The 26818-nt window shown below is 40.4% G+C and carries 35 protein-coding genes and 2 pseudogenes; 1 reads left to right on the top strand and 36 read right to left on the bottom strand.

What is annotated here, in order from left to right; translation table 11 throughout:
- Positions 1 to 34: 34 nt before the first annotated feature.
- Positions 35 to 673: a hypothetical protein gene (locus O3646_RS08075; protein ID WP_129299565.1), complete on the bottom strand. Its 639-nt coding sequence runs from the start codon at positions 671 to 673 to the stop codon at positions 35 to 37.
- A 101-nt stretch (positions 674 to 774) separates the two neighbouring features.
- Between O3646_RS08075 and O3646_RS08070 the strand changes: the two are divergent.
- Positions 775 to 867: pseudogene (locus O3646_RS08070) on the top strand (VOC family protein); the annotation flags it as partial.
- A 205-nt stretch (positions 868 to 1072) separates the two neighbouring features.
- On the opposite strand, the gene O3646_RS08065 reads toward O3646_RS08070, so the two are convergent.
- The 35 genes and pseudogenes from O3646_RS08065 to O3646_RS07895 all read right to left on the bottom strand — a co-directional run bounded on the left by O3646_RS08065 (position 1073) and on the right by O3646_RS07895 (position 26701).
- On the bottom strand, positions 1073 to 3040 hold the full coding sequence (locus tag O3646_RS08065; RefSeq protein ID WP_155167866.1) for a peptide ABC transporter substrate-binding protein: 1968 nt from the start codon (positions 3038 to 3040) through the stop codon (positions 1073 to 1075).
- 265 nt (positions 3041 to 3305) lie between these two features.
- Positions 3306 to 3929, bottom strand: a complete 624-nt coding sequence (gene nth / locus O3646_RS08060; protein ID WP_003006251.1) for an endonuclease III — start codon at positions 3927 to 3929, stop codon at positions 3306 to 3308.
- Between the two features lie 104 nt (positions 3930 to 4033).
- On the bottom strand, positions 4034 to 4342 hold the full coding sequence (locus tag O3646_RS08055; RefSeq protein WP_155167868.1) for a hypothetical protein: 309 nt from the start codon (positions 4340 to 4342) through the stop codon (positions 4034 to 4036).
- Positions 4343 to 4365: 23 nt separating this feature from the next.
- Entirely contained in the window at positions 4366 to 5058 is a 693-nt protein-coding gene (locus O3646_RS08050; protein ID WP_021152843.1) for a 5'-methylthioadenosine/adenosylhomocysteine nucleosidase, read from the bottom strand.
- Positions 5059 to 5082: 24 nt separating this feature from the next.
- The gene (gene macP / locus O3646_RS08045; RefSeq protein WP_021152842.1) at positions 5083 to 5418 is read right to left on the bottom strand and encodes a cell wall synthase accessory phosphoprotein MacP; all 336 of its coding nucleotides are present in this window, start codon (positions 5416 to 5418) and stop codon (positions 5083 to 5085) included.
- An 11-nt stretch (positions 5419 to 5429) separates the two neighbouring features.
- Positions 5430 to 5975: an NUDIX hydrolase gene (locus O3646_RS08040; protein WP_070589513.1), complete on the bottom strand. Its 546-nt coding sequence runs from the start codon at positions 5973 to 5975 to the stop codon at positions 5430 to 5432.
- A 9-nt stretch (positions 5976 to 5984) separates the two neighbouring features.
- Entirely contained in the window at positions 5985 to 7364 is a 1380-nt protein-coding gene (gene glmU, locus O3646_RS08035; RefSeq protein WP_214259743.1) for a bifunctional UDP-N-acetylglucosamine diphosphorylase/glucosamine-1-phosphate N-acetyltransferase GlmU, read from the bottom strand.
- Positions 7365 to 7614: 250 nt separating this feature from the next.
- Positions 7615 to 8055: an ASCH domain-containing protein gene (locus O3646_RS08030; protein WP_371610759.1), complete on the bottom strand. Its 441-nt coding sequence runs from the start codon at positions 8053 to 8055 to the stop codon at positions 7615 to 7617.
- Positions 8000 to 8899: a putative PEP-binding protein gene (locus O3646_RS08025; protein WP_371610758.1), complete on the bottom strand. Its 900-nt coding sequence runs from the start codon at positions 8897 to 8899 to the stop codon at positions 8000 to 8002. The genes O3646_RS08030 and O3646_RS08025 overlap by 56 nt, the downstream gene beginning before the upstream one ends.
- A 41-nt stretch (positions 8900 to 8940) precedes the next feature.
- Positions 8941 to 9669 (bottom strand): GNAT family N-acetyltransferase, encoded by a 729-nt coding sequence (locus O3646_RS08020; protein WP_037599263.1) that lies wholly within the window; start codon positions 9667 to 9669, stop codon positions 8941 to 8943.
- Positions 9670 to 9676: 7 nt separating this feature from the next.
- Positions 9677 to 10156: an NUDIX hydrolase gene (locus O3646_RS08015; protein ID WP_371610757.1), complete on the bottom strand. Its 480-nt coding sequence runs from the start codon at positions 10154 to 10156 to the stop codon at positions 9677 to 9679.
- Between the two features lie 40 nt (positions 10157 to 10196).
- A complete protein-coding gene (locus O3646_RS08010) occupies positions 10197 to 10802 on the bottom strand; it encodes a DUF6707 family protein (protein WP_371610756.1) in 606 nt (201 codons plus the stop codon).
- Between the two features lie 65 nt (positions 10803 to 10867).
- Positions 10868 to 11236, bottom strand: a complete 369-nt coding sequence (locus O3646_RS08005; RefSeq protein WP_261674161.1) for a hypothetical protein — start codon at positions 11234 to 11236, stop codon at positions 10868 to 10870.
- Positions 11237 to 11241: 5 nt separating this feature from the next.
- Positions 11242 to 11421, bottom strand: coding sequence for a DUF4304 domain-containing protein (locus O3646_RS08000; RefSeq protein ID WP_254727883.1), 180 nt, complete (start codon positions 11419 to 11421; stop codon positions 11242 to 11244).
- 133 nt (positions 11422 to 11554) lie between these two features.
- Positions 11555 to 12001 carry a hypothetical protein gene (locus O3646_RS07995; protein WP_371610755.1) on the bottom strand — a complete coding sequence of 149 codons (447 nt, stop codon included), beginning with the start codon at positions 11999 to 12001 and terminating at the stop codon, positions 11555 to 11557.
- Between the two features lie 36 nt (positions 12002 to 12037).
- Positions 12038 to 12559 carry a hypothetical protein gene (locus tag O3646_RS07990; protein WP_371610754.1) on the bottom strand — a complete coding sequence of 174 codons (522 nt, stop codon included), beginning with the start codon at positions 12557 to 12559 and terminating at the stop codon, positions 12038 to 12040.
- 332 nt (positions 12560 to 12891) lie between these two features.
- Positions 12892 to 13281 (bottom strand): Imm50 family immunity protein, encoded by a 390-nt coding sequence (locus O3646_RS07985; RefSeq protein ID WP_003006202.1) that lies wholly within the window; start codon positions 13279 to 13281, stop codon positions 12892 to 12894.
- Positions 13282 to 13379: 98 nt separating this feature from the next.
- Positions 13380 to 14006, bottom strand: coding sequence for a hypothetical protein (locus O3646_RS07980; protein WP_371610753.1), 627 nt, complete (start codon positions 14004 to 14006; stop codon positions 13380 to 13382).
- 245 nt (positions 14007 to 14251) lie between these two features.
- The gene (locus O3646_RS07975) at positions 14252 to 14812 is read right to left on the bottom strand and encodes an SUKH-4 family immunity protein (RefSeq protein ID WP_371610752.1); all 561 of its coding nucleotides are present in this window, start codon (positions 14810 to 14812) and stop codon (positions 14252 to 14254) included.
- A gap of 72 nt (positions 14813 to 14884) precedes the next feature.
- Positions 14885 to 15694, bottom strand: coding sequence for a pentapeptide repeat-containing protein (locus O3646_RS07970; RefSeq protein WP_371610751.1), 810 nt, complete (start codon positions 15692 to 15694; stop codon positions 14885 to 14887).
- Between the two features lie 334 nt (positions 15695 to 16028).
- Entirely contained in the window at positions 16029 to 16739 is a 711-nt protein-coding gene (locus tag O3646_RS07965) for a hypothetical protein (RefSeq protein ID WP_371610750.1), read from the bottom strand.
- 107 nt (positions 16740 to 16846) lie between these two features.
- Positions 16847 to 17437 carry a hypothetical protein gene (locus O3646_RS07960; RefSeq protein WP_371610749.1) on the bottom strand — a complete coding sequence of 197 codons (591 nt, stop codon included), beginning with the start codon at positions 17435 to 17437 and terminating at the stop codon, positions 16847 to 16849.
- Positions 17438 to 17480: 43 nt separating this feature from the next.
- Positions 17481 to 17867 (bottom strand): hypothetical protein, encoded by a 387-nt coding sequence (locus O3646_RS07955; RefSeq protein WP_129824358.1) that lies wholly within the window; start codon positions 17865 to 17867, stop codon positions 17481 to 17483.
- A gap of 45 nt (positions 17868 to 17912) precedes the next feature.
- A complete protein-coding gene (locus O3646_RS07950) occupies positions 17913 to 18251 on the bottom strand; it encodes a hypothetical protein (protein ID WP_070673803.1) in 339 nt (112 codons plus the stop codon).
- An 18-nt stretch (positions 18252 to 18269) separates the two neighbouring features.
- Complete coding sequence (locus O3646_RS07945; RefSeq protein ID WP_371610748.1) at positions 18270 to 18689, bottom strand: SMI1/KNR4 family protein; 420 nt, start codon at positions 18687 to 18689, stop codon at positions 18270 to 18272.
- A gap of 202 nt (positions 18690 to 18891) precedes the next feature.
- A complete protein-coding gene (locus O3646_RS07940; protein ID WP_371610747.1) occupies positions 18892 to 20250 on the bottom strand; it encodes a sensor histidine kinase in 1359 nt (452 codons plus the stop codon).
- Positions 20222 to 20896: a response regulator transcription factor gene (locus O3646_RS07935; protein ID WP_003006182.1), complete on the bottom strand. Its 675-nt coding sequence runs from the start codon at positions 20894 to 20896 to the stop codon at positions 20222 to 20224. Before O3646_RS07935 ends, O3646_RS07940 begins: the two co-directional genes overlap by 29 nt.
- 89 nt (positions 20897 to 20985) lie before the next feature.
- Positions 20986 to 21555 carry a PepSY domain-containing protein gene (locus tag O3646_RS07930; RefSeq protein WP_006596735.1) on the bottom strand — a complete coding sequence of 190 codons (570 nt, stop codon included), beginning with the start codon at positions 21553 to 21555 and terminating at the stop codon, positions 20986 to 20988.
- Positions 21556 to 21732: 177 nt separating this feature from the next.
- Positions 21733 to 22062, bottom strand: a pseudogene (locus O3646_RS07925) (hypothetical protein); the annotation flags it as partial.
- A 30-nt stretch (positions 22063 to 22092) separates the two neighbouring features.
- The gene (locus O3646_RS07920; RefSeq protein ID WP_371610746.1) at positions 22093 to 22791 is read right to left on the bottom strand and encodes a 3-oxoacyl-ACP reductase; all 699 of its coding nucleotides are present in this window, start codon (positions 22789 to 22791) and stop codon (positions 22093 to 22095) included.
- Complete coding sequence (locus O3646_RS07915; RefSeq protein ID WP_000141913.1) at positions 22784 to 23020, bottom strand: DUF2829 domain-containing protein; 237 nt, start codon at positions 23018 to 23020, stop codon at positions 22784 to 22786. Before O3646_RS07915 ends, O3646_RS07920 begins: the two co-directional genes overlap by 8 nt.
- A gap of 104 nt (positions 23021 to 23124) precedes the next feature.
- On the bottom strand, positions 23125 to 24516 hold the full coding sequence (locus O3646_RS07910) for an APC family permease (RefSeq protein WP_371610745.1): 1392 nt from the start codon (positions 24514 to 24516) through the stop codon (positions 23125 to 23127).
- A gap of 234 nt (positions 24517 to 24750) precedes the next feature.
- Positions 24751 to 25581: a hypothetical protein gene (locus O3646_RS07905; RefSeq protein WP_371610744.1), complete on the bottom strand. Its 831-nt coding sequence runs from the start codon at positions 25579 to 25581 to the stop codon at positions 24751 to 24753.
- Positions 25578 to 26378 (bottom strand): hypothetical protein, encoded by an 801-nt coding sequence (locus tag O3646_RS07900; protein ID WP_371610743.1) that lies wholly within the window; start codon positions 26376 to 26378, stop codon positions 25578 to 25580. Before O3646_RS07900 ends, O3646_RS07905 begins: the two co-directional genes overlap by 4 nt.
- On the bottom strand, positions 26372 to 26701 hold the full coding sequence (locus O3646_RS07895; RefSeq protein ID WP_371610742.1) for a PadR family transcriptional regulator: 330 nt from the start codon (positions 26699 to 26701) through the stop codon (positions 26372 to 26374). Before O3646_RS07895 ends, O3646_RS07900 begins: the two co-directional genes overlap by 7 nt.
- Between the last annotated feature and the right edge of the window lie 117 nt (positions 26702 to 26818).

Genomic DNA, 26818 nt, shown 5'->3' with positions numbered 1-26818 from the left:
ATTTCTGTCCCACTCTCTTTTAGTCTTTTGGGGATTATTTCCCAGGAATATTTGGATCTAAGCCCCAAGATTGCTCGAGAACAGGTCTTAAGGCTTTAATCATATCTTCTGAACCTACGATTGTGATATTGTATACTTTATCGCCTTTTTGGAATACCCATTCGTACAAAATGTTCCCATTTTTAAATGTTACTTTTATTAAGAAAGCGTCCTCACTGGCAAAAATAGCTTTTACACCTTCTAAACTAGTTTGATTTTTGGCTTTTCCCCAGAAGCTATATAAACGGTCCGCAAGTAACTGTGCGTCAAAGGTTTCGTTGGGGCCAAGTTCAACAGTATCTTTAGTGTTTGATTCCATTAACAACATATTGTGTTTGTCTGGTGATGAATATTTGAGCGTTTTGCTACTTTGAGTTTTGCTACTTTGAGCTTTGAAATTATATACGACCCAATCTTTAGGGATATTGATATAACCAAAATTTTCATTTCCGATACGTTGAGTATCTGCAAGGGATATTTCTTTTGCCCTAGAAGAAGACCCAGGAGTTGTTGTTTGAGCTTTTGTCGTTGATGCAGTCGTAGTTTCTGTTGCTTTCTTCTCTCCGTTTCCGCATGCTGCTAGTATAAATGCAGATAGAAGCGTTACAGAGCTTAATATTATTTTGTTTTTCATCAGGATTGTTCTCCTTAAAGTGGTTGACTTACAAATATTTTATCATTTTTTAGAGTTTATTTAAATAGGAAACGTTTTCGCTAAAAAGCATAGGGTACAACAAAAGAGAATTTCTTGTTGGCGACCATTATATCTATCCTCATGAATTTGCAGTTTTAGATCCAGATGGCTATTTTTTAAGATTTAGTGAATAGAATGATGATCACCCGTCTATAGTTAAGAGGCTGGGCCAAAAGTCCTAGCCTCTTAACTGTTTTTGGATTGCCGAGCAAGATGCAGTGGTTGATCTATCTTTCATCTAAAAGAACGAGATGGACTAACATTCGATACCTAAAAAACCGGAACCCTCACATGAAGGTTCCGACTTTTTTTATCCTCATTGATGGAACAATGATTGATTTATTTTTTCTTTTCGATGTGATCTTTGAGATCTTCTTGAGCTTTTTTATTGGATTCTGCTTTTTTCTTCAACCATTCTTCTTTGGCCTTGTTAAAGTCTTTTGTGGTGACAACATCTTTGGACATTTCAAGGTATTTGTAGAAGGTTCCTGTTCCTTTTGTACCAACCCATGAAGCAGCACGGCTGTATGGTACGGTCCGTTGAAGCATTGGAGCACCACCATTTGAAACAGTTGGAAGCGTAATCGAGCTATCTGTCAACCATGCTTGCGCTGCTGCATATTTTTCATAGCGTTTTGCTTGATCCAACAATTCAGCATCGGCATCTTTCAACATGTTAGCGTATTGATCCAAACCAACTGTTGCAATGGCTGGATTATTTGAACCTGCATCAATACCAAGATAGTAGAAGACAGAACCATTTACTGGGCTGATACTTTCGAGGTAAGTCGATGGGTCTTGGTAGTCAGGAGCCCAACCACCGCCTGAGATATCGTAATCTCTCGCAGCCGCTGTATCGCTGAAGTAGGTGATATTTTGGAAATCATCATCCGATACCTTTTGAAGGTCCACAACGACATTGTCTGCACCAAGCGCTGACTCTACAGATTGTTTGAAGGAGCTAGCTTGTTGGACCATGCTGTTGTCCACTTGGCTAACAATGTAGTCCAAATGAATTGGGAATTGAACGCCTTGTTTTTGCAATTCAGCTTTGGCTTTCGCAAAGGAAGCTTTGGCTTTTTCTGGGCTGTAAAGGCTCGTTTGACCATCGTCCAGGCTCACACCCTTCCATTGATCCCCATAGGTAACCAATTGTTTTTCAACGACCTTACCAAAATCTTCTCCATTGACTTGGACATAAGTTGGTGGCACCAAAGTGCTACGAAGGGTATTTTCAGCCGCATCAGATCCAGATACTTGTGCCGCATATGATTTGCGGTCAAAACCAAAGTTCACCGCTTGACGGAAGTCCTTGTTCAGGATTGCTTTCTTGGTAGAAGCTTTTTGTTCATCCGTTGTTTTGGCTGTGTGGTCATACTTTTGACGGTCCAAGTTGAATCCAAGATAGTAGGATGTTCCCAATTGCAAACCGTAGACAATGTTGTCACCAAAGTTTTTCTTGACACTCTTGTAAGTCGAGCTGTTTGGCATAACAGATGCAAAGGAATATTGACCTTTTTCAAAGTTCTTAATGATAGAATCTGGGTTTGATCCATCGTTAAAGGTCAATTTGACATTGTCGATATGAACATTTTTCGCATCGTAATAGTCTTTGTTCTTGACCAATTCAATCTCAGATTTCGAAGTCAAAGATTTCAAGTAATATGGACCATTGTATAAGATGCTGCTAGGTTTCAACGAACCAAAATCTTTCCCTTGAGATTTCAAGAAATCCGCATTGACTGGGAAAAGAACACCTGAGGTTGTTTTTGAGTTCCAGAAGCTTTCTGGACGAACCAAAGTATATTGGATGGTGTGGTCGTCTAAGGCTTTGACTCCAACTGTGTTAAAGTCTTTGGTTTCCCCTTTTACGTAGGCATCCAAACCTTTGATCGAATTTTGAATCAAGAAGAGACCTTCTGATTTAGACTCAACCGCGTGTTTGATCCCTGTAACAAAGTCTTGAGCCGTTACAGCACCATATTCTTCTCCTTCACTCGTATACCATTTGGCATCCTTACGAAGTTTGTAAGTATAGGTTAATCCATCTTCAGAGACAGTCCAATCTTCTGCTAGACTTGGCACAAAGTTTCCGTATCGGTCGTTTTCAAGAAGACCATCTACAAGGTTACTTGTGACATCTGAAGTCGTTGTACGAGTTGCAGCGATGTAATCCAAGGTATTTGGATCTGCTGAATAGACGAATGAGTATGTTGCTTGATTGCTACTACCACCGCCACATGCTGCTAAAAGAAAGGCACCTGCAACAGAAACTCCTGCAAGAGCTAACAGTTTTTTTGCTTTCATCACTATCTCCTTATGTTAGATTTTCTACCATTATACACTATTTCTTAAAAAAAACCAAATTTATTTTAAAAAAGTTCGTTTTTTCTGAATGAATATAATAAGATATAAAGAAAAAGCATCTTGAAATCGATCTCAAAGAAGCTGAATAGGCGAGTCTAGACACCTAGTACCACAACTTTGCAAAAGTTCACTTTTCAATCCTTTTAATAAATATACGTTCAGCCTAAAAAAGAACCTCTGCTCTTTCGAGCAGAGGAACTGATTCCTAATCAAAATGATAGAGTTGTGGGTACTGATCGCATTCAGGATTTTTGGGATGGCAGATGGCCCGTCCAAAATAAATCATGGCTTGATGGGCCGCTAGCCATTCGCTCTTTGGCAGAACATCCATGACCCGCTTTTCAACTTCCAATGGCGTAGCTGATTTCTTGACAATATCATGGTGCTTACAGATCCGCTCCACATGGGTATCGACAGCAAAAGCTGGAATACCAAAACCTACACTCATGACAACATTTGCTGTCTTGCGCCCTACTCCTGCTAGGCTTTCTAACTCTTCACGAGTCTGAGGCACTTGCCCATCAAAGTTGTCTAGCAATTGTTGGGCACATTTTTTGAGAAATTTGGCCTTATTTCGATAGAGGCCTAATTTAGAAATATGCTTGGCAATATCAGCTTCACTGGCTGCTGCCATGGCTTGCGGGGTTGGAAAAGCCGCAAACAAACCTGGTGTCGCTTTGTTAACAGCCGCATCAGTCGTCTGAGCCGAGAGCATAACCGCTACTAACAATTCAAAATGATTACGAAAATCCAGACTTGGCTTGGCATCTGGAAAAAGGGCGATAATTTCTTCGATCACATGACGTGCCCGTTTCTTTGATAAAACCATATTCTCTCCTTTACATTACTAGTCTTTATTATAGCATGAAAGTTCCCTATTTCTGAAAGAATCGGCTTCAAAAAAGGACTAGTCCGTAGACGAGTCCTTTTCAATTAGTCTATAAAATGAGTATGCTTGGTAATCCATTGAGTGACCTTGATATTTAACCAGAACACATAGATCCCAAATGTAATGATGGTAAAGAACCACCATTTGATCCAATTTCCAAATAACTGCATAGCCGTGCCGTCAAAATACTGACGACGACCATCAATCACGGTATGCTTGACCTTCCAGTTATACATAATGCACATGCCCCAAGGAGCACAAATCCCAAAAGTAAATACTGTAATGAAGGTTGCTAATAAAACATGGCCAATATATGAAAATAGGCCTCCATCAAAATACGATTCACGATACATGTTCAATTTCCCTATATTTTTTTCTACACCAATCTCTTCAAGAAAGTAATCAGGGTTTGAGCAGAGCGTTCGCCAGCCTCTACGATAAATTCATCAAAAGAGATATTAGCTGCGTGATCTGCCGTATCACTCATAGCTCGAATGACCATGAAAGGACGTCCAGCTGCATGAGCGGCTTGGGCGATAGCTGCCCCTTCCATCTCTACTGCCAAGACTTCTGGGAAATGCTCTCGAATTGCTGCGACTTTTTCTTCACTCGCGATAAAGCTATCTCCTGTTGTAATCAAGCCCACATGCGTGGTTGCAGCTTCTTCTTCCAGAACTTTTTTCATTTCTGATACAAAATAGCGACTGGATTCAAAGTAAAGCGGTTGGCCTGCCATTTGACCGTACTTGTAGCCAAAGGCTGTTACATCCACATCATGATAGGCCAATTTGTCGGCAAGAACGATATCTCCAACAGCCATCCCTGGGGCAACGGCACCTGCAGAACCCGTGTTGATAATGGCTTCCACCTTAAAATCATTGGCCAAGACTGCTACACTCATAGCAGACATGACTTTTCCGATGCCACTTTCAACCAAAACGACCTCATGGCGTCCAATCGATCCTGTATAGTAGACTTTTCCAAGACGCAGATGCTTTTCCCCATTTTCAAGGGCTTCAACCAAGATCTTCAACTCCTGGGGCATGGCTGCGATAATTCCAATTTTCATGTCATTTCTCTCCTTGTGACGACCTTATAGACGCCAAATAGCAATGATCAAGGCAATGAGGAGCACAATGATCCAGAACAAAATCTTATTGAGTTTGGATTGGACCACACTTTGTTTGCGCTCTTCAATACGACGACTCTTGGTCACTGTGGGCTCCACTTGGATCTGCACAGTATCCTGAGAATAACGCTCTTGCGGACGCTCCATACGACTCTCTCTCATAGGACGTTCATAGCCAAATCCCCTGTGGTCTGTCCGAATAATTTTCGTCTCTTCAGCATCGACCATTTTAGGACTCGAAATGTCCTCACCTCGCCTCGCTCGTTCAATCATTTCATCGGTTAATAAAGGTTTTCCCATCGGATCCTCCTCTATTTATTGATTAAGTCCCAGTATTGGATCGCCATGATGGTCTTGGCATCACAGATTTCACCAGCTTGGATCAAATCTTTGGCTTCCTTCAAGGTTACTTCTAATAACTCTAAGGTCTCATCCGCATCTTGTGGACGTGGATTTTCCACCTTTTTCAAGTTGGTCGCACCATAAAGTTTGATCCGCTCATTACAAAATCCAATGGCAGAATAAAAATCATACAACAACTCTAGATCCGCTGTGTAGCCAATTTCTTCTTCCAATTCGCGCAGAGCAGCCGCTTTAGGATCTGCATTTTCTCCCTTTTCTAACTTCCCTGCTGGGATCTCTACAGAAGTCCTCTCGATCGCCTTGCGGTACTGCTTGACCAAGATCGTCTTTCCATCTTCTGTGATCGGCAAAACCGCTACTGCTCCGTTGTGGAAGATTAAATCACGCTGCGCTTGGCCTTTTCCAGCGGGTAGTTCTACTTGATCAGTGACCACTTGGAAAATCGGTCCCTGATAAATCTCCTTGCGCTCAATGGTTTTTTCTTCAAATTGCATGAGAATCTCCTATTTATTTTTAGGATGGTGTGGCAAGCGAAGAGCATACTCTTCTTTATTTACTTGACGGCCACGACCAATCGCAATCGCATCAGCTGGTACATCCTTGGTGATGGTTGATCCAGCACCGACTAAGGAATTGTCGCCTAATTCAACTGGCGCAATGATCGTCGAATTAGATCCGACAAAGACATTATTTCCAATCGTTGTTTTAAACTTGTGTTGGCCATCATAATTCACTGTGATGGTTCCTGCACCAAAGTTGACGTTGCTGCCAACTTGGCAGTTGCCAATGTAAGTCAAATGACCAGCTTTGGTATTTTCGCCAATAGACGAACCTTTGACTTCGACAAAGTTTCCAATATGGACATCTTTAGCGAGGCTAGAACCTGGGCGAATATGAGCATATGGTCCTACCGTTACGCCATCGGCTACCGTGCTCTCTTCAATCATAGAGTTGGTGATGACAGCACCTGCACCAATTTCACTGTCCACGATATAGGTGCCATTGGTTAAAACGGTCTCAGCCCCAATTTTTGTGTGCCCTTTGAGGGTAACATTGGCCTCGATTTGCACTTCTGGTGCGATCTCAACATCGACATCGATATAGGCCGCATCTGGATTGACAAAGCTCACCCCATTGACCATGTGGGCTTGGTTAATGCGACGACGCATGATGCCTTCTGCTGTTGCAAGGGCCACGCGGTCGTTAACCCCGAGACTTTCATCAAAATCTTTGAGCGTATAGGCCCCGACTTTTTCACCAGCCTCACGGAAAATACCGATGACATCCGTGATATAGTATTCACCTTGGGCATTGTTAGTGTTGATATTTTTCAAAGCTTCAAAGAGGCGCGCATTGTCAAAGACATAAGTCCCTGTATTGATTTCTTTAATTTGTTTTTCAAAATCTGTCGCATCTTTTTGCTCAACAATTCGAAGCACTTCCGCATTATCATTGCGGACAATCCGACCATAGCCAAATGGATTGGCTGCTTCTGCTGTCAGAATCGTTGCCACATTCTTGTGGTTGATATGGAAGTCGATCAAGTGTTTGAGGCTTTCACCCGTAATCAAAGGAGTATCTCCTGCAATGACAAGGGTGTGCCCTTCAAGGCCTTCCAAGACTGGCTCTGCCATCATGACCGCATGACCAGTTCCCAATTGCTCGGTTTGTTTGACAAACTCTGTTTGACCTTCTAATACCTTTTCTACCAATTCCGCCTTGTGCCCCACAACCGTTACGGTCTTTTCAGGTGAGATGGCTCCAACACTACGGAAGACATGCTCCAACATAGAAATCCCTGCAACCTTGTGGAGAACCTTAGGCAGATCTGATTTCATACGGGTACCTTTCCCCGCTGCTAAAATAATGGCATAATTTGGCATAACATTTCTCTTTTCTGTACAATATCGTACTTATTATACCATTTTTCACCCCTTTTGGAAAATAAGACCCAAATCAAAGGGAGTGGGAAAGAACTTCGACTAATTAAAAAGAGTTCGTTTTCCCACCCCCGCACAGTTGATTAGGTCATCTTTGGAGCTAAATAGCGAACAAAGATGCCAATCAACCACTGCGTCATACAGTTATTCCTATTAAACATCGAAGGCTGGACAGTTTTTGCCCAGCCTCGTTCTATAATGGATAAACCTTGCGAAATTCTTCTAAAACCACCTTGCTGTCAGGTGTAAAAGTCAGTCCTGCTTCTCCTAAGCAATCTTTGAAAAAGTCTTCATGAACCTGACGCCAATAAGCCAGAGATTTGTCTCCTTCGCCTTCTTTATAGGCATGGTCGGCTGACACTTGATGGAAAGGCTGAACAGAAACTTTTGTAACTTCGATGATGCAGACAGCTTGATCTTGGCTATCTAAAATGATATCAAAGGTTCCTTCTTGGGGAAGGGGTTCGTCCTCTACTGTGTAAAGATCGTAAGCTGAGGCAGTTGCTGTTTTTTCGCCTCTTAGAACCAAGTCAGCCAAGAGATCTGCCTCTACTCCAAAAGCCCAGGCGTCTATCTCATCACCGATAGAGGGATTGATTTGCTTGTAGGCATTCCACATTTCTTGCGGTGTCATGGATTCTCCTTTGTAATTTTTTACTTTCTTCTTTTATATGTTTAAGATGGTCTGGATGGTCAATTTCTAAATCAAAAATCTCTGGAATAGAGCTGTAATGGAGAATACATTCGATACCCATCTGATTCATTTTTTTTATGAAAAAAGTATTCAGATAGCCTGCTACAGCAAAATCAATCTTGTTCTTCCTTGCTTTATCCTGCATCTGTTTCAACATATCTAACATAATTGGACTTTCCATATCATGCCATTGACTGTTTCTCACAGTCGCAAAAATAAAAGAAGTTAAATCATTCATTCCAACTACAATCTTTGAAATACCAGTTTCCAGTATCCTGTCCAAGTCGAAATAAGCTGATGGTAATTCAATCATCGTGCCAACTTTCCCGGTAAAACCATACTGACGCAATACTGTAATAGCTTGTTTTAATTGTTCGGCATCATTGACAAAAGGAAAAATAACAGACAGATTGGGATTGGTTTGAAAAACTTCGGTAACAACATTTATCTCAGCCTGAAATTCATCTGGACACGCCAACAAACGCCTGATACCTCTGTATCCAAATAAGGGGTGGCGTTCGTCAAAATACTCTTTAGTCCCGTCTAGAATATTTGCTTCTGCATTTGTTAACTCTGAAAAGCGATACCAGACTTCTTCATCTGAGTACAAATGACAAATAGTGTCTAGATAATCTTTCACAAATTGCTGACAATTTGGTAATAGTATGTTTTGGTTTAGTTCTCTCAACAAGTATTCCCCACGGATCAAGCCGACGTGGTGCAATAAATGGGGATAAACTTTTTCAACAATTTTTTCGCCACTAAGACCTAGTTGATTTTGCATGTTCATTCACCTCGTCTTAAAAGATACAATATCAGATATCATTATATGATACTTTCCTCTAGTTCAAAAGCTTCATAAGGTTCAACTAACTCGTATCCTAAAAATTCTGCTACTTTTTTGGAAGCCTCGTTATGAGCATCCCAAAGTGGAAACATATCTCTATTTAAACTTTCTAGAATCATTGCAGCACCAAGCTTTTTAGCAAATCCATTTCCTTGTTCGTTTGGTCTAGTTGCAACTTCCACTTCAACTGCTCCATGGTAAACTAAACCTGAGGAAATCCCAGCAATCAGTTCATTATTTTTAAGAATAACAAAGCCAAATCCACCTTTTAAAGTAAAATCCTGGTAGGACTCAAAATCCCCCTGTAAATCTTGTGACCATTCTTCCTCAGAAAGATAGTTATAAATACGATTATCAATAGGTACAATATTGTAACCTTCCTCTAAATGAGTAACTATATCATTTAGAAATTCAACTTGAAAATTTGCCTTATCCTTAAAAGAATAGCGAGTAAAAGAAATTAACCCCACTTGCTGATGCAGAAAATCTTGCCACTTAGTGTCTTCTGAAATAATAATCTTATAATCTAAACCATATTGCCTAACAAAGTCTTCCCAAAATCTAGAATTTAATTTCCCTGCTAGATATAGAAAATTCCCAATATCATAAAAGCTCGTTGTCCTATCACTGTTTCGATAAACAGTTCCAATTTGAGATTTAAGACCATAGAGAACCATATATTTCTTCCATGTTTTAAATAGTTCCATTCTCCCTCTATTTTACCTTCCAATTTCTGTAGCTTGTCAGTTCTAATTCTGGAAATCCTCGTAACTCCGCCTTTACCTTCAATACTAAAGGAGAAGCATTGTCTGCAGTAATTTCTTCCACATTCAACCAAACTGCATTTGCTGAATCATTGCTTCCATCAAGAACCTCCTGAGGAAGGGATTGTTGAGAGCTCTCGAAATCGAGTACGATATCATAAAAGGCCATGATATGATGTACAGCAAAATCTTTCCCCTCTTCTTGAACCAGCACGTCATACATCCTAGGATTAGCGTATCTGCTAATCGTATAGCCCGTCTCTTCCAGAACTTCTCGCTTGAGGGTTTCAGTCAGCCCTTCTCCTAGTTCCTGGCTACCACCCGGTAGATCAAAACGATGCTGATAAGGGCCTCTTGTTTTTTCAATGCAGAGCAGTTTCCCCTCTTGAAGACAGACTCCATAGACGCCAAAGTGATTTTTGATTTCCATATTCTACTCTTTTCTAAAAGTCAAAGATTGTCAGCTCATCTTATCCCTTAAAAGGAAAGAGGCTATAGATTTCATGTTCCTTGATATACTTCTTCAGTATCTCCATATTCTCTTCAATTTTTGCCTGGATATCTGTCTCTTTACAAGTTGACTCAGTAATAAAGAGGTGAATCTTCAATAAATCTGTCAGATACAGCAGACGGCGTTCCATTTCCGATTCAGGACTTGAAGCTTGCTCGATTTTTACAAGCTTTTGCTCCAAGCTATCACCATTCAAAAATCTCTGATGAACTCTCCTTCTTATGTTTTGAGTGGATTCCTCTCCTTGTTCTAATGGGGATAAAAGGAGTTTTTTATAGACAAATACCTGATTTTCTGCCTCTCTTTCCAGATAGGCCAATAAAACCAGAGAGCTAGCAACAAAGGTCCAAGTGTTATAATTCCCTTCAAATGGAACTTGTATGATCCTATCTAATAATTTCTTAGCCATTTCCTCTTGACCATCCAGATAAAGTAAATAGGCCAGATGATTCAGCGATTCGAGATAGCTAGCTTGGGTTTTCTTATTCTTTTTGGGAACCTGGTTTAAATACGAGACGAACTCAGCATCATTTTCAATCTCTTCGATTAGTTCTTTCACTTTCATTTCTTTTCTCCTACCGGTTTCTTTCGTCAGGATATTGACCAGTAAATCCGCACTTTCACTCCGCCCTAATAAGTCGTTTTGACTATTTCTCCCGAACAAATATAGGTTTTAAAGAAGTTTTTAGGAATAGAGGCAATCTTAGGTGTAATGGATAAGCCATAGTTTGCAAAATCTAAAGCCAGCTTTTTAGAATCGATCGAATCATAATACTCAACATACAATCTGCATAAGTTCACTTTGGTGATAGAGAATTGTTCTAACAACCAATCCTTATCAAGATCCTTCTCGGGATCTATGCTCGAAAATACGGTAGGATACGACGCATACTGAGCAGTAAAATCGATGGCCTCTTGGACAGCTTTTTCCAATTCAGCTTGATCCGGCCCATTTTTATGATTGATAGAACCTAATCGAGTCCGTAAAGCACAATCCACTTCTTCTAACAGTCCCGACTCCAGAAAGAGGGGATGAAGGCAACATTCACAAAATAGGCACTACCATCTGATTTTCGTTGAAAATAGATGACTGTGTAAAAATCATGATCGACTTTATAATAGTTATGGGTTCGCTTTAGTCGCGAAAAGCCATTTTTTACGAAGAGTTCTTTGGCCTCTTTCATTTCTTTACCTCTCTTCTAACAGGATGTGGAGAGTTCCTCATTGCACTTTACTAGGAATCTAAATGGATATAGGTTATCCCTACAACTTCCCCGTTCTCAATCGCATATTGCTTAACAGAATGAATGGAACTGATCAAACCTTCCTTTTCTTAGCCTTATTCTCCAAGACTCTCACTTCTACTTTATCCTCCGCTAAATGGAGATCCAGTACTTTTTCATGATTTCGAAAGAAAAGCGTCAGGTCCTTAGTAGAAAATTCACTAAAATAAGAGGGCAAAAAGTCATCCAGAGACTCCATTTGAAACAAGACGTAAACTGGTGAAAACTCCCAAAAAACTAGGATAAACTGACTACTATTGCCAACCAGACTTTGAATTGACCTACTTAGACCTTTAGTCGCAAGGTCAACAGGAACCTCATAAAGGCAAGGAAGCGGAGAGTCTATAGGATTCAACTCCCCAGCATACCATATAATTTCTTTAGGTTTATCGGTCAGAAAATGGACATCCTTTATTCCCATCAACTGATTGATTCGTTTTTCTACTTTTAATAAAGATAATCTCTTTTTTAAGCCACTCATTGTTTGTGCTCCACCATTCTGAAACAGAAATTTTGCTCACAACCTCATTCTCTTTATCCAACAGATATAGGAAGTTACCTTTTGCTTCCAGTTTACCAAGCTTAGCCCCATAGTCCATCTCATGAGCAGAGCAGGGTAGGATTGAATCAACTGACGGATGCTCTTATCCTTTTGCTCTATCTTCCAAAACAAATCCACCTTATCCAGCTGATGCTCCACTTGAATGGAAAAGATCGTGGATTGGATCTTCTTCCTTTTCCACTCCCAGCTATTTTCATAATCGTTTTTCTCTATTTCATTGACTACATCCTCTATCAAGGAGTATGGAATAGAGAGCTCCTGAAACACGCGCTTTACCCCTTTTAGCAAGGCCCCTAAGAGCATCTTTTTCTGTTCCAATGGACTCGAGCTTTCATAGCTAGAAAAATCAAATAAGACCTGAACAGTATAGACACCAAGTAGATTCATGATAGCTGGATTGCCAATCGTATCTACACATTCTACGATGATTTTCCAACAATCCTGGGTTATAACTGGTTTGAAAAGCCGTTCTACCATAGAGGTCATACATTTGGATTCATATGTGAACACTCTTCGCAGACCTTTCCAATTCTGTCGGTAGTCCTCAATTCTAGCTTCCTCGTAAGTTAACGCAGCTGAGTCCATCAGCTCCTCAATCCTCTGTTGATTTTCTACATAGGGCTTATCTAATTCAAAATACTGTAACTTCATATTCGTGGTCTCGCAGTGTTTTTCTTGTATAAAGGTTTAGGTCAAAGTCTAATGTTTGTGCTCTTCCTTCACTTTTTTCCATAGTCGTGGTGTACCTCCTAATAATGGAGGATTGTTTGATCATCCTGAATCTCCGCAAATAAGCTAGGAATACATCTTTAAGTATCAATCTTCACAGGAGCAATCTCAGCAATTCTAACAAAATCAGAAGATCCCGATAACATCACATCATTTTGGTTTATAAAATTGAAATCAACCTTATTCTCTAAAAAGAGCAGCTCCAGTTGTCCATTCACCTTATGAATCCCCTTAGAATAAAAATGGATTTCATCTAAATTAAAAAACTCTAAATTAATTTTTATGGCATTGAATGCACTTTTCTGCCACTTTTCAGGAAAATTAGTTGGGAAATCAAATACATAAAGGACAAGATCTAATTTGTAATCGTAACATAATACAGTATCAAGAAATACATTATTCAATTCCAATTCACCATCAAACAAATGAATAATCTTTTCCTTCCCCACTGCTTTTTCAAACCATTTCACAAGATGAACTCCTTTTTAAAAAATGAATAAAAGACTTATTTTTAAGAGTTATATTATCGCTCTTTAAGGAAGTGACAGCTTCTCTCTTTAAGTAGGTTTTAGAATAGACTAACTCTTCTGCCGTCCTTTCCTTTTGTAACATCATTGATTAAGTCCTTGACGATAGATATATCGAACTGACGAGAAAAGTCAACAATTTTCTGGCGATTCTCTTCTGGATATAAATAAGATGCAGCTAAAATAAATAAAAATGGATTTATGACTTGACCAATATGCTCAAGATTTTTAGGCTGAGTCACATAAGACATAATTTTGTTAAAATCGTCATCTTTCAGCACAATCTTTCTCTGATATATCGCTGCACAGGCACCTGCAGCTTGAGATGAGTTATTCGATTCTAAGGACTCATAAACAAAAGACAAGTTCTCTGTTTCTAAATTTTCTAGATAAGCAATCGCTACTGCTAGAGAGCGATAGGTTACAGGTGTTGGGATGTCTCTCAGCAGTAATGACTTGAGATAGGGAATTTCTTCTGCGCAATCCGTTGCAGCCATGGCGTAGAGCAAATACATTTGTGATTCCCACGATCTAGGTTTTTCCATTTCCCCTTCCAAGGCTTGATGCAAAAATGGTCCATATCCTTTTAGTGTACCCTTTAAAATTTTTTTCGCTGCCTTTTTTACCAAGGGCGTACGTCCTGAAGTCAACTCATCTACATAGTCCATCTCAAACTCCTTTTTTTCCTCTGCTTGCCAGTTCTTCTTCCAGTATTCTGTTATAAACTATACTTCCGACACAGGCTTCCCAGTCTAGGTCGTCAACTTCTTCCCTAGAAAAAATCTTAGGTTCTGTCCTACCATCTATCCAGACCTTCCCAAAGTGAGGACCATTTGGATCTCCCCATTTAAAGGCTAAATCCTTAAAAGGGCTTGGATCAAAATCCTCTTGGTGACCAATTATCTGCCAAGACTTACTGACCTCTATTCACCAGATGAAAGAGATCATCTCTTAGAACAATTCCATCATCTTCTATCAAATAAGCCATATGCTCCCAGAAGGGCCATTCTTGTTCAGGAGCTTCTTCCAAGGCAAGTATTTGATCCTTCAAGTTTGCTGCAATTTCTTCGACTTCATCTTGCTCAATCTCATAAAACTTTGCTTTCAAAAGAAAGATGCTTGATAGAAAGAGCGAATAAGAAGAAATAAAAGCTTGCAAGGAAGAATTGACAAAAACTCTTTCTTCTTGAAAAACTTCCCTACCTTCTTGATTGCAAAGTAAGAAGACTTGCTCCTCTTCTCCTATTACAAAGGCACCTAAAAAACACTGACCAAAAAGTCTATAGCTCTCTTGCTCTTTCCTTAGTTTTACTAGATCAGTAGCTACTTTGACAAAAGAAAATCCCATTTTAGAATAATCCTCTAAATATGCCAAAAGGTTAAAACGGACCTCATCCAGACAAAATGGTTTCTCCTCTGTAGATACCACACAAAAACCTTGCTCCTTCACTAATTCATTGATATTGACTGTCATTTCTCTATCCGATCTCCCTTTTCTTGCTTACCTATTTGCAACTATCTCAGTCATTTTTCAAACAAGAGCTAGTTACTTCCATTCAAGTCCCAAACACCTAGACACATCCTCAAAATAATCATCCCAGGCCCATTTGTAATCTTTGCGACTCATCAAGTAATCCACATACTTTTCATTCATCCAACTTTCTGTATAAATAGAAAGGGCCTGCCTTTTTCTATCATCTTGGATTGTCGCAATTTTTTCCTGAGCCTTCTTTGACCGTTCACTCAGATTTTTTATATAGAGAATATCTGGATCCGAGGGACAAATGGTCTCTGTCAAATCACACCTTGTAAACTCGACAAAACTGAGATGAGCCTCTGATAGATCTGCATATAACTTTTCTACTTTCTTTGTTTTCGACCCAAAGGTACATTCAAACAGTTTTCCAACAATTTTATTCTGCTGAAATTCTGGTAGAGGAAAGAAAATATCGTTCATCCTACACTTTTTAAAGAGACAATCTCTCATCTCGCTGACATTCTCTAAAAGAGGACGCTTCAACTGACAAGAAAGGAAGGTAGACGATATTATGTGACTGTCATAAAATAATGTTCCTTTTAAATTGCAGCTTTTGAAAGTACAGTTTCGAATAACTGTACGATTTTTAAAGCCGATATCCCTTAAATCGCAGTTTTCAAAAACGACATTCTCAAAGATACAGTTTTCAAATATGACTCGTGAACTCTCTAGTATACTGATGCTTGTATCCTTAAAGTGCTGATTACTAATGAAACGAATCCTACTCGCTTCCTCTATTAGATTTTCAATCGATAGCTTCTCACCACTGTTTAGGATGACCTGGCCATCCTTTATGATAATCCCATCTTTCTCAACCATATCCTGCTCCATCTTCTAGTGCTTCTCTTGTCATCGACTACACCTAATAGTATGCCACTTCGCCTATACCATATTCTAAAATTTCAAAACTATTGAGGGAGAATTTAAGTCCTCTACCATGCTCCGAATCCTCTCTCAGTCCAAATTCCAAGCCGAAAATTAAGTCAACGTCACTTTGTTCAGACAAGATAAAAATGGAAAGGATTCTTGCATGTGATAGATCTGTAAATTCCTCCTGAATTTTTTCCAAAGCTTTTGGATACCATACTGATGATTGATCCAGTAGATGATCGAGAATATCATAAAATAGAAAAAACTGTTCTTATTGAATTCCTCATGTAGCATAATATTCAAACTCCTCAAACAACTCAAGCATATTTATTTTATCTATTGTTCGATACTTCTTCAGAATTTTTTTACAGTTTGTCTCAAACCATTCAAAATAAGCATTTTTCCATCTAGTAAACTGTTCCATTGCAACACGGCCTTTAGCCTTTTCTGGCACTTCCATTGCCCAAGACACATAGAGATCAAGATAAGCTGGTATTGTCATTCTATCTGGTTGCCAATCACTCAATCCTGCCTCATCTTCAAAAGCGATTTCAATGTATTCAAGCAAAGCTTCAAAATATACATCGATTGCTAGTGCAATATAGATTTTTCTTTCTGGGAAATCTAAATAGGCTAGCTGTTTAAAACCTATCTCATAACCCTTCGGAGTATTTCTAAAAAAGAAATACTTCAAAATAACATCTAAAGTTTTTGCAAGTATTTCTGACTGAATAGTATGACCATCAACATAGTTTCTTAATAGTTCTTGCCACTCATCATTCATTTCTTGCGTAAATTTATGTTGCTCTGTGGGGAAACGTGCTAAATCAATAGCCAGAATAAACATATGTCCCAACATCTCTTCCTCTAGCAGATTTGTTAGAGCCAATTCTTCCATTTGTTTACTTATGGTTTTCAATGCTCTTGAGTAAATACAATTATGAGCAAAAGTTGCACTATCATTATCAAAAGGGGATATTCCGTATTTTGCCATTTTTATTTTCCTTGAATTTCAGCTAAGACTTCTCAATAGTCTTAATACTTCTATACTTCTTTTCTATTGAATTGATTTCCACAATCAGATTATCATTACAATAGAAATCAATCATCCAAACGTGTTTTGACATTTGCCTCCATCCAATCTAATACTCTAGGATCGGACTCTTTATATTTTTTTCCATAGATAAGAGCAAAAACTTCTAGCGAATCATAAACTGGCTGTAAAGGATATTCCTCCTTATACTTCTTGCTTGGCATTTGTCTGCAATTCTCATCTCGATACATTAGGTTATAGTTTCCAACATTTCGAAGTAATAGCTGATCCTCCTCCTCAAGGATAGACCTATTCCCTAATTTTTTCCATAATCCCCATTTCATAAAATAAGTACTTGAATAAATCGCTTTTTTGGTGTCAAATTCAATACTATCTATATCTATATCTTCAAGATTTACTACTTCCTTTGATAACACATAAGCGCACAATCCTTTAGTTTCGTAACTTAAATAGATTAAATGACAAGCAAAACATGGATCCGATTGATAAGGAGGTGTTAATAGGAAAACCTCTCCTTCAGTTAATTTGATTCTTTCTTTCATCAAAGGCTCCTCTCTCGGATTTTCAATCGATAGCTTCTCACCGCTGTTTAGGCTAATCTGGCCATCCTTTATGACAATCCCATCTTTCCCAACCATATCCTGCTCCATCTTCTAGTGCTTCTCTTGTTATCGACTAGACCTAGTAGTAAGTGACTTCCCCTAAACCATATTCTAAAATTTCAAAACTATCGAGGGAGAATTTAAGTCCTCTACCATGCTCCGAGTCCTCTCTTAGTCCAAATTCCAAACCAAAAATCAGGTCTATGTCCGTCTGTTCAGACAAGATAAAAATGGATAGGAGTCTGGTGTGCGCTAGTTCTGGAAATTTCTCCTGAATTTTTTCCAAAGCTTTTGGATACCATACTGATGATTGATCCAGTAGATGATCGAGTTTTGCTTTATAAGACGGAGTCAACTCATCATTGATAACCTCTAAAGAATCACTTAAAGCAAGGCAGACTTTTTCCTTTTCCTCTGGAATTGCTACATACATCTCGTTATGGATATCAAATTTATATTCTCTCATCACTATCTTTCCTCCTTTTGTATACCATTTCTCTAATCGGCCTAGCTAATCATCAAAAGGCATAAAACTATCATGCTGCTGATAATAATTCAAAGCCTCGACCAAGTCTTGGAGACTTGCATTTGGTTTTTCTTCAAGTGCGACTGCAAGAACATCAATCAACTGCTCTCCATAGTAGACTAGTTGCAGATCTTGCTCCGTCACTTCTGTCGGGTAGATATCACGGTCTTCCACGACATCCGGATAATCGGACACCCAATAGAGCCTAGCTAGTGCCAGTTCTCCATCCTCCTTGCCATAGAGGCAAAAATCATCTGATACTAATTGATCTACGCGCACCTGCTCAATTATCTGCTCTAGTGAAAGTTCTTGGTGTTTTCGCATCCCTTCTCCTTTTTCGTCTCACTCTTCAACAAAAGAGTTCAAAAATTCCTCAAAAGAAGCCCATTGACCGTAGATCTCAGCTGTTTCTTCTAGAACATAGAAGTACACCTTGCCATAATCTTCTGCCCTTAAAGAAAGAGCATAGTTACCCGATCCAGGATCATAGGCAAAATGGAGAAGGTCTGTAGCCTTAAATCCAGCGGGCACAGCCTCATCGTCAAACCATTTCATAGACTTCCTCATCTCTTCAAGTGAATCAAAGGAATTGAAAGGAAAGAGATGATAATCATCGTGAACACCCCTTACTTGGGGCTGGCCACCGTTGTACTGGAGATAAAAATCCTTCATGGCTTCCGGCAATTTCTTTCCAAGAAACTCCTCAAATTGTAAAAGATCTTCTCTTGAAATAGCTGGATCTGTGTCTATCAATACGAGCATCCCGTCTCCTTTTTGAGTCTCTCTTTCCATAGTTTGACCTCCATATTACAGGTCCCTTTTAGGCTATCATACCATAAGATTCCCTTTCCATAAAGCTAAAACAGAAAATGAGCCTAGCGGTTTTACTAGACTCATTTTATCCTTATTATTTCACTTTATTATTTTCCCTTTTCAACCCATACTGATCGCTCAATCAACCGTCTTAGACAGAAGTCTTGTCCTGGATCTGTGGGAAAGTCACACGAAAGAGACTTCCTTTTCCTTCTTCAGAGATGATTTTCACCTCTGCTCGATGGAGGTCTGCAATGTCCTTAATAAAGGACAACCCAAGTCCGATACCACTATTGAGGCCCTTGTTCCGAGAATCCTCCACCTGATAGAAGCGATCCCAAATCTTGCTCAAATGGTCTGGCGCTATCCCAATACCATCATCCGCTACCTTGAGAACAGCACCAGCTGGACTAGCCACCAAGTGGATGGCAACCTTGGTCTTGGTAAATTTCACTGCATTACTCAATAGATTATCCAGCATCCGAGTGACCAAAACAGCATCCCCCTGAATCCAGAGGTCCGGCTGAATGCTCACTTCAAAGGCTATGGGGCTTTCGCCCCACTTTCTTTCCTGTCCCTGACAATAATCTGACACCAGGGTTGATAGACAAACGGGTTTTAAATCCGACCACTGCAGGTGTTGGGTCTTGGATATTTCCAAGATCTGCTCGGTCATCGATTTCATTAATTTAGCCTGCCGATGAATGACCGTCAAAGATTCCTTGGTCTCCTCTAGGTTATCTGCATATTTGGAGCCAAACTCACTCTCCGAAACGATGACTGACAGAGGGGTCCGCAACTCATGGGATACATTTTGGTTGAAATGCTTTTCTTTCTCAAAAGTCGACTGAACAGAAGAAATCAAATTATTAAAGACCTTGGTAAGACGAGACGTTTCTACATAATCCTTCTGATGCTCGGTCGACACGCGCTTACTGTAGTCTCCGCTCTCTGCAATTTCCTCTGCCATTTGGGTCACCTCTCTGATCGGCAGAAAGGCCTTACGAAGGATCCGACGTCCACCCCAGGCCATCCCAAGGATGGACAGAGGAGCTAGAATGGCCAAGGAAAGAAGAAAGATACTTAATTCTCTTCCTAGACCAGAAGCAAGGCGCACGCCCCGTATCCATTTGCCCTCACTTTCATTATAGACATCAAAATAATAATAGGTTGCTTGGGAAGAGGTATACGTCGACAATTTCCCAGACTCAAAGCCAGCATTGATATCAAAGCCACTTGGCAGAGCACCCTGCTCCAACTTCATGTTTTGATTGTAGAGTGCAAAATAATTGCCGTCATCAAAGGGCTCAAATTCCTCAAGGTCTGAAGCTACTTCCATGGTCTTCTGCTCCAGTTCCCCACGTGAGCTATAGCTGGACCAGGCTCCGGAAATGATAAAAGAAGCACAAAACATAAGAACAAAGAGAAAAGAAACAAAGAGGGTATACCACAATGTCACCTTAGAAACGATGGAGGGAGACTTAGAGTCCTTCTTCATTTTTGAAAACATAGCCCATCCCCCTTTTTGTCTGAATAATCGATGGATTACCTAATTTTTTGCGGATATTCTTGACTAAAACATCAATGATATTAGACTCTCCAACATAATCAAAATCCCAAATATGCTCACGAATCTGTTCCCGACTTAAAACCACATTGGGATGGCGCACCAGACACTCTAGTAACTCATACTCCTTGGAAGTCAGGTCAACCAAAACACCCTTGTGTTGGATGGTCTTTTTTGCCAGGTCTAAGGAATAGTCACCAAATTGGACCAGGTTGGTCAAGTTTTCTCGATTATTTCGTCTCAGCATGACGCGAATCCGAGCCAGTAATTCATCAAATTCAAAGGGTTTGACCAAGTAGTCGTCTGCACCAGCATCCAGTCCTGTTACCTTGTCTTCTAGGCTATCTTTAGCCGTTAGCATCAGAACTGGGGTCTTAATCTGATGATTTCTCAAGTAGCTCAATACCCCCAAACCATCTAGCTGCGGCATCATAATATCTGAAATAATCACGTCATACTGGGACACACGAATGTAGTCCAAGGCCTCCTGACCATCATAGGCCGCATCAACACTATACTGCTGGGTTTTCAGTAATTTAACGATGCTACGATTCAAATCTACTTCGTCTTCAATCACTAATACTTTCATAGCCACTTACTCCAAATTTCTTCCCTTATTATACCATGCTTCCATAAAAAATCTCGGCTAGGAAAAGCCTAGTCGAGATCTTACTCTAGTTAATCGTGATCCAGCTCCACATCTTCTTCCAATACGGTACCTGTATTGGCATCTAACTCTAACTCAATTTTTTGATTGCCTTCTCGCAAGCTAACGCTATAGACAAGTTTACCATCTTCTACATCTAACTCTACTTTTTCGATACTAGCATTCGAGTATTTTGATTTCAGCTGGCTCTCTACCTTAGCCAAGTCCAACTGAACACTTGCTCCGATTAATTGCTGATCTTCACGATCCTGACTCAGATCCTTAGTTTTTGACTTCAAGATAGCACCAGACTGGCCATCGATCTTATATTCTTTTTCATTTTTTCCATCCAAGATGGTCACTTCATACACTGCTTTTCCATGTTTTTCTTCTTGCTCGTAGCCAATCACTTTTCCACCCTTAGCTTCTTTCAGAGCTTTTTCTTGAGCTTGTGCAAGGGTGACAGATGCAGTCACTGTTGAAGAAGTAGTCTTTTTACTTGTTCCAGTATCGGCAAAGGCTACTACAGAGCCTAGAGCGGCAGTTGATAGAGAGAAGATTGCGAGACTTGCAACGGCTTTTTGTTTAATTGATTTTTTCATGTTAGTTACCAACTTTCTTTTTTTCTTATCAAGTTCTTCTTGATGATTCTATTTTATCTAAGAAAGATGAATCCAAAATGAATGAGAAAAGATTTTTTAAAAAATTTTTTAAAAAAGACTGAGTAAATCGACGAGCTTTTTGCAGCTATCTTTCTCAGTCCCCTTTCTATTTCTATCTTACTCCTCCTGCAAGATCTGATTAATAAAGTCTGTAATTGATTCAGCTACCTTTTGCATTTCGAGAGAACCTAGCGCACCTAGATCATTTTCATAAATGCTATCGTCCCCATTCTTTTTGAGGAAATAGGCCAGATCCCCATCTTGACCGATCATAAAGAAATCTGGTTCATCCTCATCAATCTGGTAGGTTTGATTGCGTTCGGTAAGATCTTCTTTAGCATAGAGACAAATACCTGTCTCACCAATGTCATAACCTGGCTGATCCCCTAAGTCATCAAGAAATACCTGATATCCTTTCGGTAAGGAAAAACCAAAATCATATTCGTGCGTGCTTTAACCTCCTGCTTTCTCAGTTCTCTATTTCAAACTCCAACCACCATCAATGGTCAGGATTTGTCCCTGCATGGCAGAGGCCTTCCCACTGGCCAAAAAGAGACTGATTTCTGCCACTTCCTCTGGCTCAATCCAGCGTTTGATAGGTGTTTCACTGGCTACCCAATCTGCCAGACCACCTGGTTCAAAGTCAGCAGCGGTCATACCAGTCTTAACTGCACCAGGAGCAATGCCAAAGACCTGAATCCCAGCTTCAGCATAGTCTAGAGCTAATTGCTTGGTAAATCCTGCTAAGGCATGTTTAGAAGAGGTATAGGCGTGCCCACCTCCGCCTGCAAGGCTAGAAGCAATGGAGCACATATTGATGATGATCCCTTGCTTCTTCTCCAACATTTGAGTCAGATAATGTCGTGTCAGCTCTACCGGAGTAACATAGTTGATCTCAAAAATCTCCTGAATCTCCTGAGCGTTTTGCTCAAGAAGCGGTTTGTAATCGTCCAATACTCCCGCTGTATTGCACAAGACATCTACCTCAGGACACCAGTCGAAGATTGGTGTCAAATCCAAGGTTAAGTCTCGCTGTAAGAAGTGAAAATCGCCTGGCAACTGAGGATCTGCTCCTTGGTCCACTCCATAAACCTGATAGCCCTTTTCTAAAAACAAACGAGCTTGCGCCAGACCAATCCCGGTGCTCACGCCTGTAATCAAGACCCGTTTAGTCATGTACTTCCACCCAATCTGTCGCTAGAACATCACAGGGAGTTGGACTCCACATGGAAAAGCCTTCGCCTTCACCAGACACGTTAATGAGGAAATAAGGTGTCACTTCCAGAGCCACTCCATTTTGCTCGATGGTATCAAACAATTGGACATAGTTTTCTGCCCCACCCCATCCTGTTCGTACATATTTTTTCTTGGCTTTTAATCCTGGTAAAATCTCTTCAAATGTCATGGTGTTCTCCTTTGTTATCTATTTAACTTTCTCCCTTTATTATACCAAAAAAAGAGCTTTCCCTATACAAAAAGCCAGAGTTCTTCTACTCTAGCTTTCATCTTTTATTTATGTTCTTCTGAATGGCGATACCCATAGCCAAAATAAATTCCACCCCCAATCAGGAGAGCAACTCCAAAGGCCAGCCAGGTCGATAGAGAATACTGGGTCATAAAGGACACACAGACCACAATCGATAGGATTGGCAAGACCGGAACCAAAGGTGTTTTAAATTCACCAGGTCCAGGAGCCCCGTGTTCCTTGCGCAATTTCAAGAGAGCGAAGGCTAACATAACCAGGTAAGCCAAGGTACAGATATTTAAAAAGGAAGCGATACTAGCTAGCGGAAAAACTCCACCAGCAATGGTAGCCATCAATCCAGCGACCAGGGTCGAATTTTTTGGGATTCTGGTTTTAGGATCGAGCTGTTTCATAGCTTTTGGCAAAAGGCCATCTCGCGCCAAACTGTAAATCATCCGTGAGAGGGCAAAGGTCATCGAAATGCAGACGGTAATCAGGGTCAAAATAGCGACCAGGGATACATAATTCCCTGCCCAGCCGGCTCCTACCTGACGAAGGGCAAAGGCAACCGCATCATCTACATTTAAGTTCTTAAAAGGAACCATGCCGGTCAAAACCAGGGTAACCAAGATATAAAGAACCGTTGTGATCAAAAGACTAAGGACAATGCCGCGAGGAACGTTCTTTTGTGGTTCCTTGATTTCATCGACCGCCATTGAAATGGACTCAAAACCAAGAAAGGCAAAGAACATGAGCGAAGCGCCAGCCATAATTCCTGTTTGACCACCATAAATTTCGCCAAAGCCATAAGGGGCAAAGTTTCCCCAGTTGCCAGGATTTAGGTGAAAAATCCCGACAAGAATAAACAAGGTAAGAGCTGAGAACTTGAGTAAGACCAGCAAGGAATTGAAGCGTAAAACGGCTTTTGCATTCATAAGGACCAAGGCTGTGACTAGGACCATGACCAAAATAGGTAAGAGATCCACATAAGTTCCCGCAGCTGGATCAAAAGTCCCATTTAAAGCCGTCGGCAGACGCCAGCCAAGATTGGCCAACAACCCCTTGAAATAAGCAGCCCAACCTGAGGCTACACCTGATACGGCTGTCATGAATTCCATCACGGTCAACCAACCTGCAATCCAGGCTGGAAACTCTCCAAAAATGGCATAGAGGTAACTATAGGCTCCACCAGTTGAAGGGATGCGAGAGGCAAATTCTGCAAAAAAGAGGGCAGATAAGCCGACGCAAAACGCCGCAATCACAATCGAAAGGATGAGGGCTGGACCAGCTAAATTCGCCGTTGCAGTCCCCGTAATCGTGAAGATCCCTGTTCCCACCATGGCACCGATTCCTAAAATAATCAAATCCCACAACCGTAAATGGCGGTTTAACCCTGGGTGAACCTGTCCCAAAGCCTTTTTTCGAAATAGATTCATGTATATTCTCCCATCTATTGAGTTTATTCTATCATACTTGGATAAGAAAGAGAGTGAGACAGAAATCGGTAATTCGTTAGAATTCGATTTCGTCGTCCCACTTCCGCACAGTTGAGTAGGGCTGTAAAAGCTGATGAAATCAGCCTAGTAGAGCCCACTCAACCACTGCGTCTTGCTCGACAATTCAAAAACAATTGAGAGGCTAGGACTTTTGTCCAAGCCCTCCTTTTCTTTCTATTTATCACTTTCCGTCCTATTCTTTTTCAAAGAACGAATCGTAAACCAATAATAAATAACCAGCCCAAAGATGATGATCACTGTGGGCAGAAGAACTGTCATACCAAGATTCTGAACTCCTTGTGCCAAGGTCCAGCGATGTAAGAATCCAACCACTAAAAAGGCGACGATAGGAAAGATGAAGGCTCTGCCAAGCTCTTCTTTCCATTGCCAAAGAATGAGAGCGCCACTAGCTCCTGTCATAAGGAGAGTATCCCATGGATTCGGCACTGTCAACCAAGCAAGTGCTGGTAAGAAGCGAACTCCCACTATTTCACTGATAAAATAGACTCCTAAAACCAAAACAATTGCCACATGGATTGCTTTTTTTGACTTCTCTTCTGCAAAAATGAGGCGACGAAGGAGATAGAAGAGTAGCCCAATTGCTAGGAGTCCCAAAATGATGTCGGTTAAATAGACTAGTGGCTTGAGCACAAGGACCGCTTGAGAAGCAAAATCACTTAGGAGACGATAAAAAATCACAATACCTGAAAAGATAGCCCCATATTTCAAAACAGACCGCGTCGATTCTTTAGGCATATTTTCGATGATTTGGTCTGCCATTCCCTTTGGATCGAGACCAAAATAGTCCTTGGCCGTCCATCCATCCGCTCCTGCTTGCGAAAAATCTAGTGCTAAATTATAGACCTGCTCTCTCAAAGCCTTCTCCTCATATAAGAAGCCGGCGAAATTGAAATAATCCCAGAGATCTTGGAAATAAGCTTGGTCCTCCTGGCTAAAGGTTTGAACCAAAGCCTGCGTTTCTTCATAATAAATAACTGATGTCATCTTTCTTCCCCCTTTCTTTGGAGACGAAATACAACGAAGGTCAGGACTAGTCCTATGAGAGGAAGTAGCCAGCCTAATAAGTGAGCAGTTTCCTGATTCACAAGACGAATCCAGCATCCAGTAACTAGGAAAGCCAGGCCCATGACTAGTAGACTCATCATCAAACGCTCCCTGCTTCTATAAGCCATAACCGCAAACCCAAATAGGTCTAGGACAGCAAGAACAACCGCCCAACCATCTGATAAGAAGAGACTCCCAATGTGGCCAAAATAAATCGAAAATAGTCGTACGATGTTTAGAAATACCATCAGGCAGATCACACTGATAAAAATAGCCCAAGGCCACTTCATTTCACCATAGCTCTGTTTGGACCATAGCCACGTGATGAACTGGCTAAACACCAAGAAATTGAATAAAATAACAACATAGGTCAGGGGTTCGATTTTCAGTGGTGTCATCCAGGTAAAATCCATTAAATAACGCATGCCAACTAAGATCACTCCAAGTAGAAAGACGAGTCCCACATAAGATCCTAAAGAGCGTTTAGGCAAGTCTGAAAGAATTTGATCCACCATTGCCCGTGGATCCTTTCCAAAATAATCCACTGCACGAATGCCTTCTTTCTCAGCAACTTTTAGGTCGCAAACCATATTGTAGAGTTGTTCACCGAGTGCTTCATCATCATAAAAATAGGACTTAGCCCCAATATAGGCCACCATTTTTTTCACATAGGCTTGATCCTCTTTATTTAAATGAATCAATTCATCTGACATTTTTTCTGTATAACTTTCTACCATTCGTCCCCCTCCTTCTTGATACGTTCTACTTTTGTGACTAGCTCCTGCCACTGGTCCCAAAATTCCTCTAAGCGCTCTCTTCCAGCATCACTGAGTGAAAAATACTTGCGATCGGGACCATCTGGAGACGGCCTCATTTCCCCATGAATAATTCCTTGTTTTTCTAATTTTTGAAGCAGGGGATAAATGGTCCCAGCGACAATCTTATCAAATCCCATCTCTTTGAGACTTTGGATCAATTCATAGCCATAGATAGCCTTTTTAGAAATAATCTCCAGCACACAGCCCTCCAAGACTCCCTTTAGTAATTGGGACTCTTTCATCCTTCTCACCTCTTTCTTCACATTTTTCACTAGTTTGTTTTACATACTAGTTTGCTCACTATCAGTATACTCTTTCTCAACTAGTATGTAAAGCATAATAGTAATTTTTTTTTAAAA

This window comes from Streptococcus sp. 27098_8_148 (assembly GCF_041432105.1).
GTDB lineage: Bacteria > Bacillota > Bacilli > Lactobacillales > Streptococcaceae > Streptococcus > Streptococcus parasanguinis_AE.
This window is presented reverse-complemented; position numbering and strand designations above follow the sequence as displayed.

Bases quoted from the DNA above. Each gene is read 5' to 3' on its own strand.
- O3646_RS08075 (WP_129299565.1), bottom strand. From the start codon at position 673: ATGAAAAACAAAATAATATTAAGCTCTGTAACGCTTCTATCTGCATTT.
- O3646_RS08065 (WP_155167866.1), bottom strand. From the start codon at position 3,040: ATGAAAGCAAAAAAACTGTTAGCTCTTGCAGGAGTTTCTGTTGCAGGT.
- nth (WP_003006251.1), bottom strand. From the start codon at position 3,929: ATGGTTTTATCAAAGAAACGGGCACGTCATGTGATCGAAGAAATTATC.
- O3646_RS08055 (WP_155167868.1), bottom strand. From the start codon at position 4,342: ATGTATCGTGAATCGTATTTTGATGGAGGCCTATTTTCATATATTGGC.
- O3646_RS08050 (WP_021152843.1), bottom strand. From the start codon at position 5,058: ATGAAAATTGGAATTATCGCAGCCATGCCCCAGGAGTTGAAGATCTTG.
- macP (WP_021152842.1), bottom strand. From the start codon at position 5,418: ATGGGAAAACCTTTATTAACCGATGAAATGATTGAACGAGCGAGGCGA.
- O3646_RS08040 (WP_070589513.1), bottom strand. From the start codon at position 5,975: ATGCAATTTGAAGAAAAAACCATTGAGCGCAAGGAGATTTATCAGGGA.
- glmU (WP_214259743.1), bottom strand. From the start codon at position 7,364: ATGCCAAATTATGCCATTATTTTAGCAGCGGGGAAAGGTACCCGTATG.
- O3646_RS08030 (WP_371610759.1), bottom strand. From the start codon at position 8,055: ATGACACCGCAAGAAATGTGGAATGCCTACAAGCAAATCAATCCCTCT.
- O3646_RS08025 (WP_371610758.1), bottom strand. From the start codon at position 8,899: ATGCAAAATCAACTAGGTCTTAGTGGCGAAAAAATTGTTGAAAAAGTT.
- O3646_RS08020 (WP_037599263.1), bottom strand. From the start codon at position 9,669: ATGGAACTATTTAAAACATGGAAGAAATATATGGTTCTCTATGGTCTT.
- O3646_RS08015 (WP_371610757.1), bottom strand. From the start codon at position 10,156: ATGGAAATCAAAAATCACTTTGGCGTCTATGGAGTCTGTCTTCAAGAG.
- O3646_RS08010 (WP_371610756.1), bottom strand. From the start codon at position 10,802: ATGAAAGTGAAAGAACTAATCGAAGAGATTGAAAATGATGCTGAGTTC.
- O3646_RS08000 (WP_254727883.1), bottom strand. From the start codon at position 11,421: ATGAAAGAGGCCAAAGAACTCTTCGTAAAAAATGGCTTTTCGCGACTA.
- O3646_RS07995 (WP_371610755.1), bottom strand. From the start codon at position 12,001: ATGAGTGGCTTAAAAAAGAGATTATCTTTATTAAAAGTAGAAAAACGA.
- O3646_RS07990 (WP_371610754.1), bottom strand. From the start codon at position 12,559: ATGGTAGAACGGCTTTTCAAACCAGTTATAACCCAGGATTGTTGGAAA.
- O3646_RS07980 (WP_371610753.1), bottom strand. From the start codon at position 14,006: ATGGACTATGTAGATGAGTTGACTTCAGGACGTACGCCCTTGGTAAAA.
- O3646_RS07975 (WP_371610752.1), bottom strand. From the start codon at position 14,812: ATGACAGTCAATATCAATGAATTAGTGAAGGAGCAAGGTTTTTGTGTG.
- O3646_RS07970 (WP_371610751.1), bottom strand. From the start codon at position 15,694: ATGGTTGAGAAAGATGGGATTATCATAAAGGATGGCCAGGTCATCCTA.
- O3646_RS07965 (WP_371610750.1), bottom strand. From the start codon at position 16,739: ATGGCAAAATACGGAATATCCCCTTTTGATAATGATAGTGCAACTTTT.
- O3646_RS07960 (WP_371610749.1), bottom strand. From the start codon at position 17,437: ATGGTTGGGAAAGATGGGATTGTCATAAAGGATGGCCAGATTAGCCTA.
- O3646_RS07955 (WP_129824358.1), bottom strand. From the start codon at position 17,867: ATGAGAGAATATAAATTTGATATCCATAACGAGATGTATGTAGCAATT.
- O3646_RS07950 (WP_070673803.1), bottom strand. From the start codon at position 18,251: ATGCGAAAACACCAAGAACTTTCACTAGAGCAGATAATTGAGCAGGTG.
- O3646_RS07945 (WP_371610748.1), bottom strand. From the start codon at position 18,689: ATGCTCGTATTGATAGACACAGATCCAGCTATTTCAAGAGAAGATCTT.
- O3646_RS07940 (WP_371610747.1), bottom strand. From the start codon at position 20,250: ATGTTTTCAAAAATGAAGAAGGACTCTAAGTCTCCCTCCATCGTTTCT.
- O3646_RS07935 (WP_003006182.1), bottom strand. From the start codon at position 20,896: ATGAAAGTATTAGTGATTGAAGACGAAGTAGATTTGAATCGTAGCATC.
- O3646_RS07930 (WP_006596735.1), bottom strand. From the start codon at position 21,555: ATGAAAAAATCAATTAAACAAAAAGCCGTTGCAAGTCTCGCAATCTTC.
- O3646_RS07920 (WP_371610746.1), bottom strand. From the start codon at position 22,791: ATGACTAAACGGGTCTTGATTACAGGCGTGAGCACCGGGATTGGTCTG.
- O3646_RS07915 (WP_000141913.1), bottom strand. From the start codon at position 23,020: ATGACATTTGAAGAGATTTTACCAGGATTAAAAGCCAAGAAAAAATAT.
- O3646_RS07910 (WP_371610745.1), bottom strand. From the start codon at position 24,516: ATGAATCTATTTCGAAAAAAGGCTTTGGGACAGGTTCACCCAGGGTTA.
- O3646_RS07905 (WP_371610744.1), bottom strand. From the start codon at position 25,581: ATGACATCAGTTATTTATTATGAAGAAACGCAGGCTTTGGTTCAAACC.
- O3646_RS07900 (WP_371610743.1), bottom strand. From the start codon at position 26,378: ATGGTAGAAAGTTATACAGAAAAAATGTCAGATGAATTGATTCATTTA.
- O3646_RS07895 (WP_371610742.1), bottom strand. From the start codon at position 26,701: ATGAAAGAGTCCCAATTACTAAAGGGAGTCTTGGAGGGCTGTGTGCTG.